This is a genomic window from Streptomyces adustus (assembly GCF_009377175.1).
GTDB classification, from domain to species: Bacteria; Actinomycetota; Actinomycetes; order Streptomycetales; family Streptomycetaceae; genus Streptomyces; species Streptomyces adustus.
On the sequence record NZ_VJZD01000042.1, the window covers coordinates 1 to 14,968 of the forward strand.

Here is a 14,968-nt window from a genome sequence, read left to right on the forward strand (position 1 = left end):
CCCCCAGCACCCCGGTCACCGCACCGAGCCCCGCCCCGGCTCCGGCGACCCGCAGCGGACGTACCTCGGAGCCGTCGCGGGCCGAGGCCGCGGGGCGCAGCATCCGCAGCGCCGCGATCCCGGCGATCACCGCGAAAGCGCCGGTGAGCAGGGCCGACGGCAGGCGCGTGGAGAGCGCCCCGCCCGCGGCGGCGGGCACGAGTCCCGCCGCGGCGAACAGCGCGCCGGCCCGCCAGTGCACGGCGCCGGCCCGCGCGTGCGCGGCCAGTGCGGTGACGGAGGTGACGGAGACGACGACGAGGCTCGCGGTGGTGGCCGCGGCCGGGGTGGAACCGAGCAGGTAGATCAGCGCCGGTACGGCCAGCATGCTGCCGCCGCCGCCCAGCGCGCCCAGCGCGATGCCGGTGACGGCGCCGGCGACGAGGGCGAGGACGAGCGCGGTCACGGCGCCGGCCGGTGCCGGGCGTCGGCCTCGGTGGCGCGGGCGATCGGGAGCCCGGCCGCGTCTGCCGAGTCGAAGCCGTCGTCGACGGCGACGACGTCCCGGCCCGCCGCGTCCAGCAGCGAGGTCGCGATCGCGGCCCGGGTACCGCCGGCGCAGTGCACCCACACCGTGCCGTCCGGTATCTCCGTGAGCCGGTCGCGCAGCCGGTGCAGCGGTATGTGCACCGAGCCCGCGATGTGCCCGGCCGTGCGTTCGGAGTCGCGCCGCACGTCGAGGATCACGACCGGGGCGCCCGCGCGTGCGGTCTCGGCGGCGAGCGCGGCGAAGTCGGCCCGCGGGAAGGCCCGCGGCCGATCGCCGGGGCGCACCCACTGGGCGGGGGAGCCGGTCGCGGCCGCGGCCGGCCGGTCGATGCCGACCCGGACCAGTTCGCGCTGGGCGGCGGCGAGCTGCCCGGCCGACTCGGCGAGCAGGGTGACCGGCCTGCCCCAGGGCAGCAGCCAGGCCAGATACGTGGCGAGCTGTCCCTCCGCCGCGAAGTTCAGCGAGCCGTCGACGTGCCCGTCGGCGAACGCGACCCGGTTGCGCAGGTCGACCACCCACTCCCCGGCGGCCAGCCGGGCGGCGATCTCCTCGGCGTCGGCCCGGCGCGGCGGGGTGAGGTCCACCGGAGCGGGGCCCCGCGTGTTCAGCGGGGCCATGTGCGCGTAGTACGCGGGCACGTCCTCCAGCCCGGCGAGCAGATCGGCGACGAAGGTGTCGACGTCCTTGACCAGCGCCTCGTTCGCGGCGCGCTCCCGGCCGATGGTGGTCGTCGCCCCGCCCTCGGCCTGCGAGGCGGAGCAGAAGCTGCCGAAGCCGTGGGTGGGCAGGACCGCGGTGTCGTCCGGCAGACCGGCGGCCAGCCGGTGCGCGGAGTCGTACTGGGCCCGCGCCAGCCGCGCGGTCAGCCGGGGTTCCACCAGGTCGGGACGGCCGACGGTGCCGATCAGCAGCGAACCGCCGGTGAAGACGGCCACCGCGTGTCCGGCCTCCTCCAGGACGTAGGAGGTGTGGTGCGGGGTGTGGCCGGGGGTGGCGAGCGCGCGCAGTGCCAGGCCGTCCGCGACCTCCACGACGTCGCCGTCCGAGACGGGGGTGTGCGGGTGGTCGATCCGGGCCGCGGCCGGCACCAGGTACGCGGCGCCGGTGATCCGGGCGAGCTCCGGGCCTCCGGTCACGTAGTCGTTGTGGACGTGGGTCTCGACGACGTGCGTCACCCGCACGTCCCGCCGTGCGGCGGCCGCGAGCACCCGGTCGATGTCCCTCGGTGGATCGACGGCCACGGCGCCGTGCGCCCCGCCCGCCAGGTAGCCGCGGTTGCCGAGCCCCGGCACGTCGATCGTGTCGACGAAGTACACGGCAGCTCTCCTCTCGTGTCGAACACGCTGGAAATTACCCCCCGGGGTATGTCTATCACCGTAGCAGAGGTACCCCCGGGGGTATTTTGATCAAGGGGGACGGGGGAGCGGTCGTCATGGACGAGGGTGCGGGCGTCGTGGACATCGGCTCGGCCGTCGTGGAGGCGTGCCACCACCGATCGGTGACGCGTAGGGTCGGACCGGGACGGATCCCCGTCGAGGAAAGGGCTGAGCACCATGGCGCAGGAAGTACGCGGCGTGATCGCACCGGGCAGGAACGAGCCGGTGCGGATCGAGACGATCGTCGTGCCGGACCCGGGGCCCGGGGAGGCCGTCGTGCGCGTCCAGGCCTGCGGTGTCTGCCATACCGACCTGCACTACAAGCAGGGCGGAATCAGCGACGACTTCCCGTTCCTGCTGGGCCACGAGGCGGCCGGCGTCGTGGAGTCGGTCGGCGAGGGCGTCACCGACGTCGAGCCCGGTGACTTCGTGATCCTCAACTGGCGTGCGGTGTGCGGCCGTTGCCGGGCCTGTCTGCGGGGCCGGCCCTGGTACTGCTTCGACACCCACAACGCGAAGCAGAAGATGACGCTCGCCTCGACCGGCCAGGAGCTCTCCCCGGCCCTGGGCATCGGCGCCTTCGCCGAGAAGACCCTGGTCGCGGCCGGCCAGTGCACCAAGGTCGACCCGGCGGTCTCCCCGGCGGTCGCCGGGCTGCTGGGCTGCGGGGTGATGGCGGGCATCGGCGCCGCGATCAACACGGGCGACGTCGGCCGCGGCGACACGGTCGCCGTCATCGGCTGCGGCGGGGTCGGGGACGCGGCCGTGGCCGGCGCGAACCTGGCCGGCGCGGCGAAGATCATCGCCGTCGACATCGATGACCGCAAACTGGCCATGGCCCGCACGTTCGGTGCCACCCACACCGTCAACTCCAAGGACACCGACCCCGTCGAGGCGATCCGCGAACTGACCGGTGGCTTCGGCGCCGACGTCGTCATCGAGGCGGTCGGCCGCCCGGAGACGTACAAGCAGGCCTTCTACGCACGCGACCTGGCCGGCACGGTCGTCCTGGTCGGCGTACCGACCCCGGAGATGAAGCTCGAACTGCCGCTGCTGGACGTCTTCGGCCGCGGCGGAGCCCTGAAGTCCTCCTGGTACGGCGACTGCCTGCCCTCCCGGGACTTCCCCATGCTGATCGACCTGCATCTGCAAGGCCGCCTGAACCTGGACGCGTTCGTGACCGAGACCATCCAGCTCGACGAGGTGGAGAAGGCGTTCGAGCGCATGCACCAGGGCGACGTCCTGCGCTCGGTGGTGGTGCTCTGATGACCGTACGCATCGAACGCCTCGTCGTCCCCGGGAAGTTCACCCTCGACGGCGGCACCTGGGACGTCGAGAACAACGTGTGGATCGTCGGCGACGAGCGCGAGGTCGTCGTCATCGACGCCGCGCACGACGCCGAGGCGATCGCCGAGGCCGTCGGCGAGCGCCGCCTGACGGCCATCATCTGCACCCACGCCCACAACGACCACATCGGCGCCGCGCCCGCCCTCGCGGACCTGACCGGCGCCACCATCTGGCTGCACCCCGACGACCTGCCGCTCTGGCACCAGACCCACCCGGACCGCGAGCCCGACGCCCATCTCGCCGACGGCCAGGTCATCGAGACCGCGGGCGCCGACCTGACCGTCCTGCACACCCCGGGCCACGCGCCCGGCGCGGTCTGCCTGTACGAACCAGGGCTGGCCACGGTCTTCACCGGTGACACCCTCTTCCACGGCGGCCCCGGCGCGACCGGCCGCTCCTACTCCCACTTCCCGACGATCATCGACTCGATCCGCGACCGCCTGCTGACCCTGCCGCCGGAGACCAAGGTGCTCACCGGCCACGGCGACCCGACGACCATCGGCGCCGAGGCCCCGCACCTGGAGGAATGGATCGCGCGCGGCCACTGAGCAACGACCGGCACCGCCTCGCGCCCGGCCGGGTGACCGGCCGGGCGTGACGACGGACACCACGCCAAAGGCGACAGAAGATGTCCGGTTCACCCGGCACCCTCGAAGACGACATCGGTCGTACGGGTACGGGAGGTCGGACATGTCCGGACCACTGGCGGGCAAGGTCGCCCTGGTCGCAGGGGCCACGCGCGGAGCGGGACGCGGGATCGCGGTGGAACTCGGCGCGGCCGGCGCCACGGTCTACGTCACCGGACGCAGCACCCGCGCCCGCCGCTCCGCGTACGACCGCCCCGAGACCATCGAGGACACCGCCGACCAGGTCACCGCGGCGGGCGGCCGCGGCATCGCCGTACCCACCGACCATCTCGTCCCGGCCGAGGTCCGTACGCTCGTGGACCGTATCGCGCGGGAACAGGGCCGCCTGGACGTCCTCGTCAACGACATCTGGGGCGGCGAGAAGCTCTTCGAGTGGGACACCCCGGTCTGGGAGCACGACCTCGACAACGGACTCACGCTGCTCCGCCTCGCCGTCGAGACCCACGCGATCACCAGCCACCACGCCCTGCCCCTGTTGCTGGAGGGGACCGGCGGACTGGTGGTGGAGATGACGGACGGAACCGCCGAGTACAACCGCGACACCTACCGGGTCAACCTCTTCTACGACCTCGCCAAGGCGTCCGTCCTGCGCATGGCCTTCGCCCTCGGCCACGAACTCGGCCCACGCGGCGCCACCGCCGTCGCGCTCACCCCCGGCTGGATGCGCTCGGAGATCATGCTCGACGCGTTCGGGGTGCGCGAGGACAACTGGCGCGACGCCCTCGACCGCGAGCCGCACTTCGCGATCTCGGAGACACCGCACTACGTGGGCCGTGCCGTCGCCGCCCTCGCCGCCGATCCCGAGGTGGCCCGCTTCAACGGCCGTTCCCTCTCCAGCGGCGGCCTGGCCCGGGAGTACGGCTTCACCGACCTCGACGGCAGCCGCCCGGACGCCTGGCGCTATCTGACCGAGGTGCAGGACCGGGGCAAGCCGGCGGACGTGACCGGGTATCGGTAGGCCATGACACGATCCGAGAGCCCACGACCCGACAGCCCGCGATTCGAGAGCACACGGTTCCAGGGGTACGCCGTCCTCGTCACCGCCGCCGCCCGCGGCATCGGCGCCGCCACCGCCGGGCGGCTCGCCCGGGAGGGCGCGCGGGTCCTGGTGACCGACGTGGATCTGCCCGCGGCCGAGCGGACCGCGGCGGCACTGCGCGAACAGGGCCTGGGCGCCGAGGCGTTCGGCTGCGACGTGGCGGACCGCACCTCCGTGGAGCGAGCGGTCGGCCACGCCGTCGACACCTTCGGCGCACTCGACGTCCTGGTCAACAACGCCTACGGCTGCACCCCGGACGCGGCCCGCTTCGAGGACGAACCGGACGAGGTGTGGGCCCACGACCTCGACCTCACCCTGACCGGCGCCTACCGCTGCTGCCGGGCGGCCCTGCCGCACCTCGCGGCGTCGGGCCGCGGCGCCGTCGTCAGCGTCGGCTCGGTCAACGGCCTCCAGGACTTCGGCAATCACGCCTACAGCGCCGCCAAGGCGGGCCTGGGATCGCTGACCCGCACCCTCGCCGGGCACGCGGCCGGCCGCGGGGTGCGGGTCAACATGGTCGTCCCCGGCACCGTACGCACCACCGCGTGGGAGGGGCAGGAGGCCGAACTGGAGGAGATCGGCGGGCTGTACCCGCTGGGCCGCGTCGGCGAGCCCGAGGACATCGCCGCCGCCGTCGCCTTCCTCGCGTCCCGGGACGCGGCCTGGATCACCGGGACCGCCCTCACGGTCGACGGCGGCCTCACGGCGGTCAACACCGGTTTCCACGCGGCCAAGGGGGGCCGCGGGGAGTGGGGAGCAACCGGCGTACGTCCGGCGGCACCCGGCGTGTAACCGTTGTGTCCCGGCGCGGTCGGCCGTGCAACTTTCCTCTCGTACGGCCGGTCTAGGCAACTGAGATCGCAGGACGTACGAGAGGGAGTCCGCCATGGGGGACATGCACAGACGGGGCGCCGTCGCGCTCGGGATCACCGCGCTGGTGGCCCCGCTCACACTCGCGGTCACCGCCGCACCGGCCCAGGCCGCGAGCTGCACGACGCAGGCGGGGCCCTACCAGAAGCAGGTGGAGAAGTTCCTCGGCCGTCCCGTGGACGGCAGGCAGTCCGCCGCCGACTGCAAGGCCATCCAGGCCTTCCAGACCAAGCACGGCATCACGCCGAACATCGGCTACGCCGGGTCGGTGACCTGGGGCGTGATGGACCTGATGAACAAGCAGAAGGCCGTGGGTAAGAAGCCCAACGCGGCCGGCAAGTGTCCGACGAACAAGGGCCGTATCGCCTGCGTGAACCTCACGCTCCAGCTCAGCTGGATCCAGGACGGCTCCCGGCTCGTCTACGGACCCGTCCCGGTGCGCACCGGTCGCAACGGGTACGAGACCCGTACCGGCCTGAAGAAGATCTACTGGCGCGACATCGACCACGTCTCCAACATCTACAACGTGTCCATGCCCTACAGCCAGTTCTTCGACGGCGGTCAGGCCTTCCACTCCGTCGGCCTGAGCATGTGGAACCCGCCTGGCTCGCACGGCTGCGTCAACATGACGAAGACCGACGCCAAGAAGTACTGGTCGCTGCTGAAGACCGGCGACGACGTCTTCGTGTACGGCCGCAAGCCGGGCACCTGACGAGACACCCGGCCCGCCGGGCCGGTCAGACCTCGGGCGCGTCCCCGAAGTCCGGGATGTCGAGCCGCGTCCCGCCCTGCCGCGCGGAGTCGTGCGCGATGATGCCCGGCAGGGTGTAGCGGGCCGCCACCCACGCGTTCACGGACGGCAGGGTGCGGCTCTCCACGGCGGTCACGAAGTCGTCCACCAGGAAGTGGTGGCTGCCCTCGTGGCCGTTGTGCAGGGTGTCGAACACCCGCGGCAGCCGGGAGCGGTCGTGCACCGGCGCCGAGCCCGAGGTGAAGGCGGCCCGCAGCTCCGGGGCGATGTGCTGGATCGACGGGTCGTCGGGGGCGACGGTGGGCCTGGGCTCCAGCAGGTCGCTGATGTCCTGCACCCCCTTCTTGTCCTGCCACAGCGCGACCGTGGCCAGCTGTTCCATGCTGGCCTCCGTGCCGAAGAAGCGGAAGCGCGACTCCCTGATGTGCGAGGGGTAGCCGACCCGCCGGAACTCGTTCGTGCGGAACGAGCCGCCGCCGGCCACGGCGAACAGGGCGGTGGCGTTGGAGAGGTCGTTGCCGAACTGGCTGATCTCCTTGTCGAACACACCGTCCTGGCGCTCGTCGGCCACCCCGATCGCGGACACGCTCACCGCGTGCGTCCGCCAGGCGCCGAGCACCCCGCCCACCGAGTGCGTCGGGTAGAGCAGCGGCGGATAGCTGGCGGTCGCCTTCCAGTTCTCGCCCCCGCTGTAGCGGTAGGCGTCGTAGAACCCCAGGTCCATGTCGTGGACGTAGTCGCCCTCGGCGTAGAAGAGCCGTCCGAAGGCGCCTTCGGCGATCCGGTTGCGGGCGTGCACGGTCGCCGGGTGGTACTGGCTGGTCTCGCCCATCATGTACGTCAGTCCGGTGGTGCGGACCGCGTCGACGATGTCCGCGATCTCCTCCACGGTGACCGCCATCGGGACGGCGGAGTACACGTGCTTGCCGGCCCGCAGTCCCTGGAGCACCAGGGGGCCGTGCGTCCAGCGCTGGGTGAAGACCGCGACCGCGTCGACGGCCGGCGACTCCAGCATGGCCTCGTACGAGGGGAAGGTGCCCGCGAGTTGCTGGGCGGCGGCGAGTCGTTCGGCCCGCTCGGGCAGGAGGTCGGTGACATAGACGTCGTCGATACCGGGGTGGGCCTGGAACAGCAGGGCGAACCGGCCGGAGAACTGGCCGGCGCCGACGATGCCGAGCGAGAACGTCATGGAGTGCGTGCCTTTCACTAGGACACTAGGAGAGGAACGTGCTCACCGCGGGAGCGGCACAATTATGACGTGATGCGGTGGTTGTCGGTGCGAATCGACATGCGGGCGGACCCTCGGTCGCCGAACCCCGGTCCGGGTTCAGCCGGATGGACGTGATCAGCAACACTGTCTCGTATGTCCGATATGTTCCTGATTACTCACATGGCCTTCACGCGGTGCGTCGTATGCTTCACGGTATGTCCACCAGTGTTGAACCCGTATCCGACCGATCGGCGGCGGAGGTCAACGAGGAGATCCGGGCCCTGTGGCTGCGGTCGGGCGGGACACTGAGCGGCGAGCAGCGCGAGGAATACCGGCGGCTCGTCCTGGAGTGGGCCGCCGCGGCCCCGCAGTCGCAACAGGCGGCCTGAGAGCCGTCCCCCGCCGGACGGCGCACCGCGACCACGCGGGTGTCCTTCTCCCACCGGCTTCCCCGCGCCACGGCATCCCGTCGATGCCGTGGCCACCGCGTCACCCCGTCCCGCTCGTGCCGGGACGGGCCATCATCCCCACGTCGCCGAGTAGTACCGCTGATACGCCTTGCGGTCCTGCTCCGCGCGGATGTAGCGGGTCGCGAACAGCGCGATCAGACTCACCGCGATCACCAGTACGCCCGGGCCGAGGTTGTCCGGGTCCGTGAGCACCGACAGCAGCGTCGAGTCCGACGTGCCGCCCGTCACCGGAGCCGTCGACCCCGGCGAGGCGGCGCTCGGGGCGATCGCGCTGTGCGTGGCGGAACCGGACGGGGCCGAGGAGGCGGCCGACGAGGGCGCGCCCCCCTGACCTGCGGCCTGCGTCGACACGATCAGCTGCACCCCCAGCCCCGACAGCGCCCTGGTCACCGGCTGGAAGAACGTGGTGCCGCCGGTGGTGCAGTCACCGCTGCCGCCCGAGGTCACGCCGAGCGCGATCCCCTCGGAGAACAACGGCCCGCCGCTGTCGCCGGGTTCGGCGCACACGTTCGTCTCGATCAGACCCGTGACCGTGCCCTCGGGGTAGTTGACCGTAGCGTTGAGCGAGGTCACCGTCCCGTCGTGCAGCCCGCTGGTGCTGCCGCTGCGGAACACCCGCTGCCCGACGGTCGGATCGGCCGCGCCCGTGATCCGCACCCCGTTGCCGTTGCCGATGGCCACGATGTCGGCACCGCCGCCCGCCCGGCCGCTCGCGTACTGCACCAGCGAGAAGTCGGCGCCGGGGAACGAGCTGTTCACCGTCCTGCCGACCTGCTGGGTGGCCTGGTTGTCGGCGAACCACAGCGAACCGGTGGGCCCGCAGTGACCGGCGGTGAGGATGAAGTCGCTCTGCCCGTTGGTCACGTTGAAGCCCGCCGAGCAGCGGCCCCCGGTCGACAGGATCGGCTGGGCGCCGTTGAGCCGCGTGGTGAACGAGCCGCCGGTGCGCTCCATCCGCACGAAACTGCCGATCTTCCCCGCCACCTGGGTCATCGCCGACCAGTCGGCCGCGGAGACCGTGCGGTCGGCCAGCACCACGACCTGGTTCGTGCGGGGGTCCACCGACCACGCCGTGCCCGCCACCCGCGGCGCCGAACGCAGCGCCGTCGTGGCCGACTTCAGCTCGTTCATGCTGTGCCCGACCATCTTGGCCTCGGCACCCGCCTTGCGGACCTCGGCCGCCGCGTCCTCGTCGGTGACCGCCACGACCGGCTTGCCGTCCGCGCCGATCCAACTGCCCGCCGTACGGGCGGTGCCCAGCCGCGACACGAGCTGCGACCCGGTGTCCGCGACCGACTGCGCGGAGCTGCGCGGGACGGCGGTCACGGCCGGCTTCTCGCTCGCCATGGCCTGCGTCACCATCACCCCTCCCAGGAGGAGTCCGCCGACGGCCGTCAGTTGTGTCGCCCGCCGGACGACCCGTCGTCGTGCGTGCCTCATGCATGGCTCCCGAACCCCGAACGCGCGGTGGTCACACCGCGGGGCCCTCCGGTCGTCGAGCGCCCTGACTCCCATACGTACGCCGACCGGCGGATGTTCACCGCGCACATGATCGGAGCCGAACGCCCGGGTTCCGCGCCCGTGCCCCCGAGGCGTCGTTCCGGCACACCGTGCAGCGGCCTATCTTGTGCCCCATGACACGCATCCCGCACGTCACGCCCGCCGAGCCGAACCCCCTGCGCGCACTCGCCCTCGACCGCCTGCGACGTCGTACGAGCATGAAGTGGCGCACGTACCCGCAGGACGTGCTGCCGCTGTGGGTGGCCGAGATGGACGTGCCGCTCGCCGAGCCGGTCGTGCGCGCCGTCACCGACGCGATGGAACTGGGCGACACCGGCTACCCCGCGGGCACCGCCTACGCCGAGGCGCTCGCCGCCTTCGCCGCGGCGCGGTGGGGCTGGGAAGGACTCGCGGTGGAGCGCACCGCGATCGTGCCGGACGTGATGCTGGGCGTGGTGGAGATGCTGCGGCTGGTGACCGGGCCGGGTGACGCCGTCGTCGTCACCCCGCCCGTCTATCCGCCGTTCTTCCAGTTCGTCGGCCACATGGACCGGCGCCTGTGCGAGGCTCCGCTCGGCCCGGACCTGCGGCTGGACCTCGGCGCGCTGGAGGAGACCTTCCGGCGGGCCGTGGCCGGCGGCAGGCCCGCCGCGTATCTGCTGTGCAGCCCGCACAACCCGACCGGCACGGTGCACACCGCCGGCGAGCTCACCGCCGTGGCCGCGCTCGCCGAGCGGTACGGGGTGCGCGTCGTCGCCGACGAGATCCACGCCCCGCTGGTCGTCGAGGGCGTGGACTTCGTGCCGTACCTGAGCGTGCCGGGCGGCGAGAACGGTCTGTCGCTGATGTCGGCCTCCAAGGGCTGGAACCTCGCCGGGCTCAAGGCCGCCCTGGCCGTGGCGGGCCCCGCGGCCGCCGCCGACCTGGCCCGGCTGCCCGAGGAGGTGAGCCACGGCCCGAGCCATGTCGGCGTGCTCGCCCACACCGCCGCCCTGCGCGAGGGCACCGCCTGGCTGGACGCGCTGCTGGCCGGACTCGACGACAACCGGCGCCTGCTCGCCGGACTCCTCGCCGAGCAGCTGCCCGCGATCGGGTACCGGCCGAGCGAGGCCACCTACCTCGCCTGGCTCGACTGCCGGGCACTCGGCCTGCCGGACGACCCGGGGCAGGTCTTCCTGGAACGCGGCCGGGTGGCGCTCAACTCCGGGACGGACTTCGGCACGGGCGGCACCGGCCACGTACGGCTGAATCTCGCGACCTCGCCCGAGGTGATCACGGAGGCCGTGCGCAGGATGGCGAAGGCGATGGCCTGACGGCCGCGGCGCCGGGGCGGGCGGCTGCCTATGAGCTATCACGTAATGCGGGCCGGGATGTGCCGCACCGTGGTGCCTGCTCCGTTTACCGGAAGTCGAGCTTGAGGTTGTGGAGTGCTGCGATGCCAGCTGCGGCATGGTTGATCGCGTCGCCGCGGCGTCGGCACTGGCGGAGGATCAGGTGGTCCGTGAGTCGGGAGATGACGTGTTCTGCGACGGCCTGGCGTTTGCGGAACCGGCGGTAGTTCCGGTCTTTGACGATGCGGCCATCTGTTCCGCAGCGGAGCCGTTGCGGTTGTCTGGCCATGCTTCGTCGACGGCAACCACCCTGCGGTCGCGGGCGCGGCAGACAATCTGCACGTTGACGCTACGCCGGTAGTTCTTGTTCTTCGCGGAGCGCCTCTGGTCATGGACCGGCATCTGCGTGCCGTCGACAACCCACAATTCCCGCGCTCGAACTTCGGTGGTCATGCAGTGGCGCAGACGCAGACGCAGACGCATGCGTGGATCGTGGGGCCGCGAGGTGCTACTGCGGCGCGGGGCGTTGTCAGTGGCGGCGTATAGCTTCGGTGTTGGTTGCCGCGGGTGCCGAGCAGCGGACTGGTGTGCGGGCCGTGAGCGGAAAAAAGGGGGGTGGGGACCAGTGCGCACTGAACTGCCTGAAGGCGTGCCCGCCTTCGATGTTCCTGGCCGCCGGTTCCGAGGCAGGAACAAAGGGACACGGTGGATGCGCGGCCAGGACACCGAGCTTGCGGTGATCCGCCTGCCGCTGGACGTTCACGACCCCGACACCCGGCACCGGACCGAGCAGATGTACGCGGCGATGTGGTCCGTCAAGCGTGCGCTGCAGCGCGATGCCCGGGCCGCGGTCGACGCGTACTGGGCCGGCGACGTCCGGCGTGAGACGGACGCGAAGGCCTGGCGTCTGGAACTGGGCCTGTCACGGGAAGGGATGGAACGCCGCGCCTACCAGCACATGGAAAACTCCAAACACCTCGCCCATCACGTCACCAAAGCGCTGGTGATGCACCAGGCCGACGAGGTCTTCGAGACATCCGTCAGCCGGCACCTCTTCCCCAACTCATGCGGCCGCCGGCACGGGCGGCCGAAGGTCGGCCGATGGTGGGACTGCACCCGCATTCCCGGTCGGGCCCGTTCGCACACCACTGCGCGGAAGTGGGAAACCTTCCGCCTTCACGGCACGCTCGCCGGGCACCTGGCCGCCTACCGGCACCGCAACCTTGCACCAACCGTTACAACGCCGGAGCAGGCAGCCGCGCTCCCCTCGGGGGCGCGTGTCCTCGAGCAGCCCCGGCGTATGCCCGCACCCATCCGGCCGTCGGGCCGCATGGCGACCGGCGAGGTAACCCCGAAGGGCACACCGAAAACGCGGGCCGCGACGTGGTGGGACCACACCGGGGCGCTGGCCGTCGTCTTCACCGGCGGCTGCGACAGCAGCCGCGGCGACCTCGTCCTGCCCGTCCGCCTGCCGTCCGGGTCCGGACGCTGGCAACGCGTGCTGCACTTCCTGAACAACCCGGAAACGTGGCACAAGATCGACCTCGTGCGCCGCCGCGATGCCTCAGCGCCGGGCGGGTGGGCGTACGAAGCCCACCTGATGGTCCTCACCGAAGGTTACGCATCCCCCGCTACGAAAGCCCGGCGCGATACTGCGGCTCACCTGGAGCGGGTTGGCGGGGTCGACGGCAACGTCTCCAACCTGTCCATCGTCTCCTTCCCCTCCACCTTCGACCCTGCCCACGGCGACGTCGAGGCCACCCGCATCACGCTCACCGACGACGAAATCGCCGCGCTGGCCGATGACCGCCGCAAGGAACGCGGCCGCAACCGGGCGCTCGACCGCTCCCGCAGAGCATCAAACCCAGGCCAGTACCACCTGTCGAAACGGCAGCAGGCCCGCTCCGAGCGACGTACGACTGCCAGCCTGCCCGAGCGGGCCGTCGCAGTGCCGGGCGGTGCCCGGGCCGCCGGCAAGGCCGGGGTGCCCAGGCAGGCGTATCGGCGTGATGCCCTATCGGTCAGCTACCGACTCAACCGGGCCCGCCTAGCCGAAGCAGCTGCCACCGCGGCCGCGGCCAAAGACCAACGCGCCCGCCGTATCGCCGAAACCATCGTCGCCACCCACGGCGCGAACCTCACCGTCGAGGACTGCGACATCCGCACCTGGTACCGCTGGTGGGGCAAAGCCCTGCAGGCCACCACACCCGGCAGACTCATCACCGCGATAGCCCGGGAGTGTGAGAAAACCAGCGGGCGGATGCTGCGCGCCTCCACCTTCACCACGAAGCTGTCCCAGACATGCTTCTGCGGCGAGAAGGCCACCAAAACCCTCGCCGACCGTGTTCACACATGCACTGGATGCGGGCTCGTCGGCGACCGGGACATGGTTTCCGCAGCCCTTGCCGCCCACGTACACGTCGCCGACCCCGACGAGCCCCGCACCGCGCGCCTGGACGTAGCCCAGGCGCGCAGTACACCCATCTTGTTCCATGAAGGGCTGCAAGAAGCCCTGTCGAGTCAACCGCAGCGAGGTGCCCGCCCCACCCGGGACCGCACCCACGCGGTAGCCCACCCGCCGCAACATCCCGGCGGTCGTGGGCCTCTGCCCGACAAAACGCCACCGACCGGTACCGGACCAACCCCGAATGAGACCCGACCCGCGAACCAGCGGCACAAGGACCACGTCGGAACAGTCGGCTGCACGGACCAGCGCCACCCATGCGCGCCAGGTCCGTGCAGACATCGGGCGGGCATCACAGCACTACGTGATGACTCTTAGACTGCGCCGCATGGACGAGACATCGGTGGCCCGGCTCGGTGCGGGCAAGTATCTGCTGATCACCAGTTACCGCAAGAACGGCACGGGGGTGCCGACCCCGGTGTGGGTGGTGCGGGACGGCGAGGACGCCCTGGGCGCCTGGACGGTCGCCGACTCCTGGAAGGTGAAGCGGATCCGCGCCCGCGGCGACGTCCTGGTCGGCCCGTGCGACGTACGGGGCAACCCGACCGGCGAACCGGTCCCCGCCACCGCCGAGATCTGCGACGCCGGGACCACCGCCCGCTACCGGGACCTGCTCGCCCGCAAGTACGGCATCCTCGGCCGCCTCACCCTCCTCGGCAGCCGCCTGCGGCGCGGGACGGACGGCACGGTCGGGATCCGGATCACCTTCCCCGGCTGAGCGGGGAGCGGGCCGGCCGCACGAGACGGCCGACCCGCGTCGGTCAGCACGCGCTCGATGCGGTCGATGCCGTGCGCGTGGAAGTAAGCGGCGGCGCGGGTGAGGAAGCCGGCGCAGGTGGCGACCTTCTCGTCCGCGTGGATCTCGCTGTAGGCCAGTCGGCTGTGGTCGTCGACGGCGGAGTGGACGTAGTCGAAGCCCATGCCGCGGACCGGCCGGCCGGCGTCGCGGCCGCGGACCTTGTGACCGCCGCCCGTCCGGGATCCAGCCGAGTTTCTTCACGTCGACGTGGAGGAGTTCGCCGGGCCGGTCGCGTTCGTAGCGGCGAATGACCTGGCCGGTGGGCCGGTCCAGGTGGGCGAGCCGGTTCAGGTGGTGGCGGGTCAGGATGCGGTGCACGGTCGAGGCGGGCAGGCCCAGGATCGGGCCGAGCCGTGCGGGACCGAGCTTGCGGGCCTGGCGCAGACGGCAGACGCGGGCCTCCACGGCTGCCGGTGTGCGGTGCGGTGTCGTGCGGGGGCGGCTGGAGCGGTCGGTCAGCCCCTGCTCGCCCTCGGCCCGCCAGCGGCGGACCCACTTGTGGGCCGTGGCGCGTGAGATGCCCATCTCGGCGGCCACATGGGCGACCGGGCGACCGGCGCAGACACGCTCGACGAGCAGCCGCCTGCCGTGAAAGGTCAGCCGGGCATTACGGTGGGACACGAAGACCTCCGTGC

Annotated in this window: 14 protein-coding genes and 1 pseudogene; 9 read left to right on the forward strand and 6 right to left on the reverse strand. The window is 71.9% G+C overall.

The window, feature by feature from the left end; all coding sequences use genetic code 11:
* Both FNH09_RS13125 and FNH09_RS13130 read right to left on the reverse strand, forming a co-directional pair.
* Positions 1-445, reverse strand: a 445-nt coding sequence (locus FNH09_RS13125) for a TSUP family transporter (RefSeq protein ID WP_162468518.1), incomplete at its 3' end; no start/stop codon positions are given.
* Positions 442-1,845: a rhodanese-like domain-containing protein gene (locus FNH09_RS13130; RefSeq protein ID WP_162468519.1), complete on the reverse strand. Its 1,404-nt coding sequence runs from the start codon at positions 1,843-1,845 to the stop codon at positions 442-444. The genes FNH09_RS13125 and FNH09_RS13130, both read right to left, overlap by 4 nt.
* Positions 1,846-2,082: 237 nt before the next feature.
* Here FNH09_RS13130 and FNH09_RS13135 point away from each other — a divergent pair, with 237 nt between their 5' ends.
* The 5 genes from FNH09_RS13135 (at position 2,083) to FNH09_RS13155 (ending at position 6,520) form a co-directional block, all read left to right on the forward strand.
* The gene (locus FNH09_RS13135) at positions 2,083-3,171 is read left to right on the forward strand and encodes an S-(hydroxymethyl)mycothiol dehydrogenase (protein WP_152887380.1); all 1,089 of its coding nucleotides are present in this window, start codon (positions 2,083-2,085) and stop codon (positions 3,169-3,171) included.
* Positions 3,171-3,800 (forward strand): MBL fold metallo-hydrolase, encoded by a 630-nt coding sequence (locus tag FNH09_RS13140; protein ID WP_152887382.1) that lies wholly within the window; start codon positions 3,171-3,173, stop codon positions 3,798-3,800. The genes FNH09_RS13135 and FNH09_RS13140 overlap by 1 nt, the downstream gene beginning before the upstream one ends.
* Positions 3,801-3,942: 142 nt before the next feature.
* Positions 3,943-4,857: an SDR family oxidoreductase gene (locus FNH09_RS13145; RefSeq protein WP_152887384.1), complete on the forward strand. Its 915-nt coding sequence runs from the start codon at positions 3,943-3,945 to the stop codon at positions 4,855-4,857.
* Positions 4,858-4,860: 3 nt separating this feature from the next.
* Positions 4,861-5,730: an SDR family NAD(P)-dependent oxidoreductase gene (locus FNH09_RS13150; RefSeq protein WP_152887386.1), complete on the forward strand. Its 870-nt coding sequence runs from the start codon at positions 4,861-4,863 to the stop codon at positions 5,728-5,730.
* A 94-nt stretch (positions 5,731-5,824) separates the two neighbouring features.
* Positions 5,825-6,520, forward strand: coding sequence for a L,D-transpeptidase family protein (locus tag FNH09_RS13155; RefSeq protein WP_152887388.1), 696 nt, complete (start codon positions 5,825-5,827; stop codon positions 6,518-6,520).
* A gap of 25 nt (positions 6,521-6,545) precedes the next feature.
* Here FNH09_RS13155 and FNH09_RS13160 read toward each other — a convergent pair whose 3' ends face one another.
* Positions 6,546-7,748, reverse strand: coding sequence for a Gfo/Idh/MocA family protein (locus tag FNH09_RS13160; RefSeq protein WP_152887390.1), 1,203 nt, complete (start codon positions 7,746-7,748; stop codon positions 6,546-6,548).
* A gap of 224 nt (positions 7,749-7,972) precedes the next feature.
* On the opposite strand from FNH09_RS13160, the gene FNH09_RS13165 reads away from it, so the two are divergent.
* Positions 7,973-8,158 carry a hypothetical protein gene (locus FNH09_RS13165; protein ID WP_152887392.1) on the forward strand — a complete coding sequence of 62 codons (186 nt, stop codon included), beginning with the start codon at positions 7,973-7,975 and terminating at the stop codon, positions 8,156-8,158.
* Between the two features lie 132 nt (positions 8,159-8,290).
* On the opposite strand, the gene FNH09_RS13170 is transcribed toward FNH09_RS13165, so the two are convergent.
* A complete protein-coding gene (locus FNH09_RS13170) occupies positions 8,291-9,679 on the reverse strand; it encodes a S1 family peptidase (RefSeq protein WP_152887393.1) in 1,389 nt (462 codons plus the stop codon).
* Positions 9,680-9,873: 194 nt separating this feature from the next.
* Between FNH09_RS13170 and FNH09_RS13175 the strand changes: the two genes are divergently transcribed.
* Positions 9,874-11,052, forward strand: a complete 1,179-nt coding sequence (locus FNH09_RS13175; RefSeq protein ID WP_152887396.1) for a MalY/PatB family protein — start codon at positions 9,874-9,876, stop codon at positions 11,050-11,052.
* A 177-nt stretch (positions 11,053-11,229) separates the two neighbouring features.
* On the opposite strand, the gene FNH09_RS13180 is transcribed toward FNH09_RS13175, so the two are convergent.
* Positions 11,230-11,553 (reverse strand): hypothetical protein, encoded by a 324-nt coding sequence (locus FNH09_RS13180; protein WP_202919657.1) that lies wholly within the window; start codon positions 11,551-11,553, stop codon positions 11,230-11,232.
* 226 nt (positions 11,554-11,779) lie between these two features.
* On the opposite strand from FNH09_RS13180, the gene FNH09_RS13185 reads away from it, so the two are divergent.
* Together FNH09_RS13185 and FNH09_RS13190 are read left to right on the forward strand one after the other, a co-directional pair.
* A complete protein-coding gene (locus FNH09_RS13185) occupies positions 11,780-13,852 on the forward strand; it encodes a zinc ribbon domain-containing protein (protein ID WP_202919658.1) in 2,073 nt (690 codons plus the stop codon).
* 10 nt (positions 13,853-13,862) lie between these two features.
* Positions 13,863-14,252 (forward strand): PPOX class F420-dependent oxidoreductase, encoded by a 390-nt coding sequence (locus FNH09_RS13190; protein WP_152887397.1) that lies wholly within the window; start codon positions 13,863-13,865, stop codon positions 14,250-14,252.
* On the opposite strand, the pseudogene FNH09_RS13195 reads toward FNH09_RS13190, so the two are convergent.
* Positions 14,174-14,954, reverse strand: a pseudogene (locus tag FNH09_RS13195) (leucine zipper domain-containing protein); the annotation flags it as partial. The gene FNH09_RS13190 and the pseudogene FNH09_RS13195 overlap by 79 nt on opposite strands.
* Positions 14,955-14,968 lie beyond the last annotated feature (14 nt).

Coding starts and splice junctions, on each gene's coding strand:
- FNH09_RS13170 (WP_152887393.1), bottom strand. CDS start 9,679: ATGAGGCACGCACGACGACGGGTCGTCCGGCGGGCGACACAACTGACG.
- FNH09_RS13140 (WP_152887382.1), top strand. CDS start 3,171: ATGACCGTACGCATCGAACGCCTCGTCGTCCCCGGGAAGTTCACCCTC.
- FNH09_RS13190 (WP_152887397.1), top strand. CDS start 13,863: ATGGACGAGACATCGGTGGCCCGGCTCGGTGCGGGCAAGTATCTGCTG.
- FNH09_RS13145 (WP_152887384.1), top strand. CDS start 3,943: ATGTCCGGACCACTGGCGGGCAAGGTCGCCCTGGTCGCAGGGGCCACG.
- FNH09_RS13155 (WP_152887388.1), top strand. CDS start 5,825: ATGGGGGACATGCACAGACGGGGCGCCGTCGCGCTCGGGATCACCGCG.
- FNH09_RS13165 (WP_152887392.1), top strand. CDS start 7,973: ATGCTTCACGGTATGTCCACCAGTGTTGAACCCGTATCCGACCGATCG.
- FNH09_RS13150 (WP_152887386.1), top strand. CDS start 4,861: ATGACACGATCCGAGAGCCCACGACCCGACAGCCCGCGATTCGAGAGC.
- FNH09_RS13175 (WP_152887396.1), top strand. CDS start 9,874: ATGACACGCATCCCGCACGTCACGCCCGCCGAGCCGAACCCCCTGCGC.
- FNH09_RS13135 (WP_152887380.1), top strand. CDS start 2,083: ATGGCGCAGGAAGTACGCGGCGTGATCGCACCGGGCAGGAACGAGCCG.
- FNH09_RS13185 (WP_202919658.1), top strand. CDS start 11,780: ATGCGCGGCCAGGACACCGAGCTTGCGGTGATCCGCCTGCCGCTGGAC.
- FNH09_RS13180 (WP_202919657.1), bottom strand. CDS start 11,553: ATGCGTCTGCGTCTGCGTCTGCGCCACTGCATGACCACCGAAGTTCGA.
- FNH09_RS13160 (WP_152887390.1), bottom strand. CDS start 7,748: ATGACGTTCTCGCTCGGCATCGTCGGCGCCGGCCAGTTCTCCGGCCGG.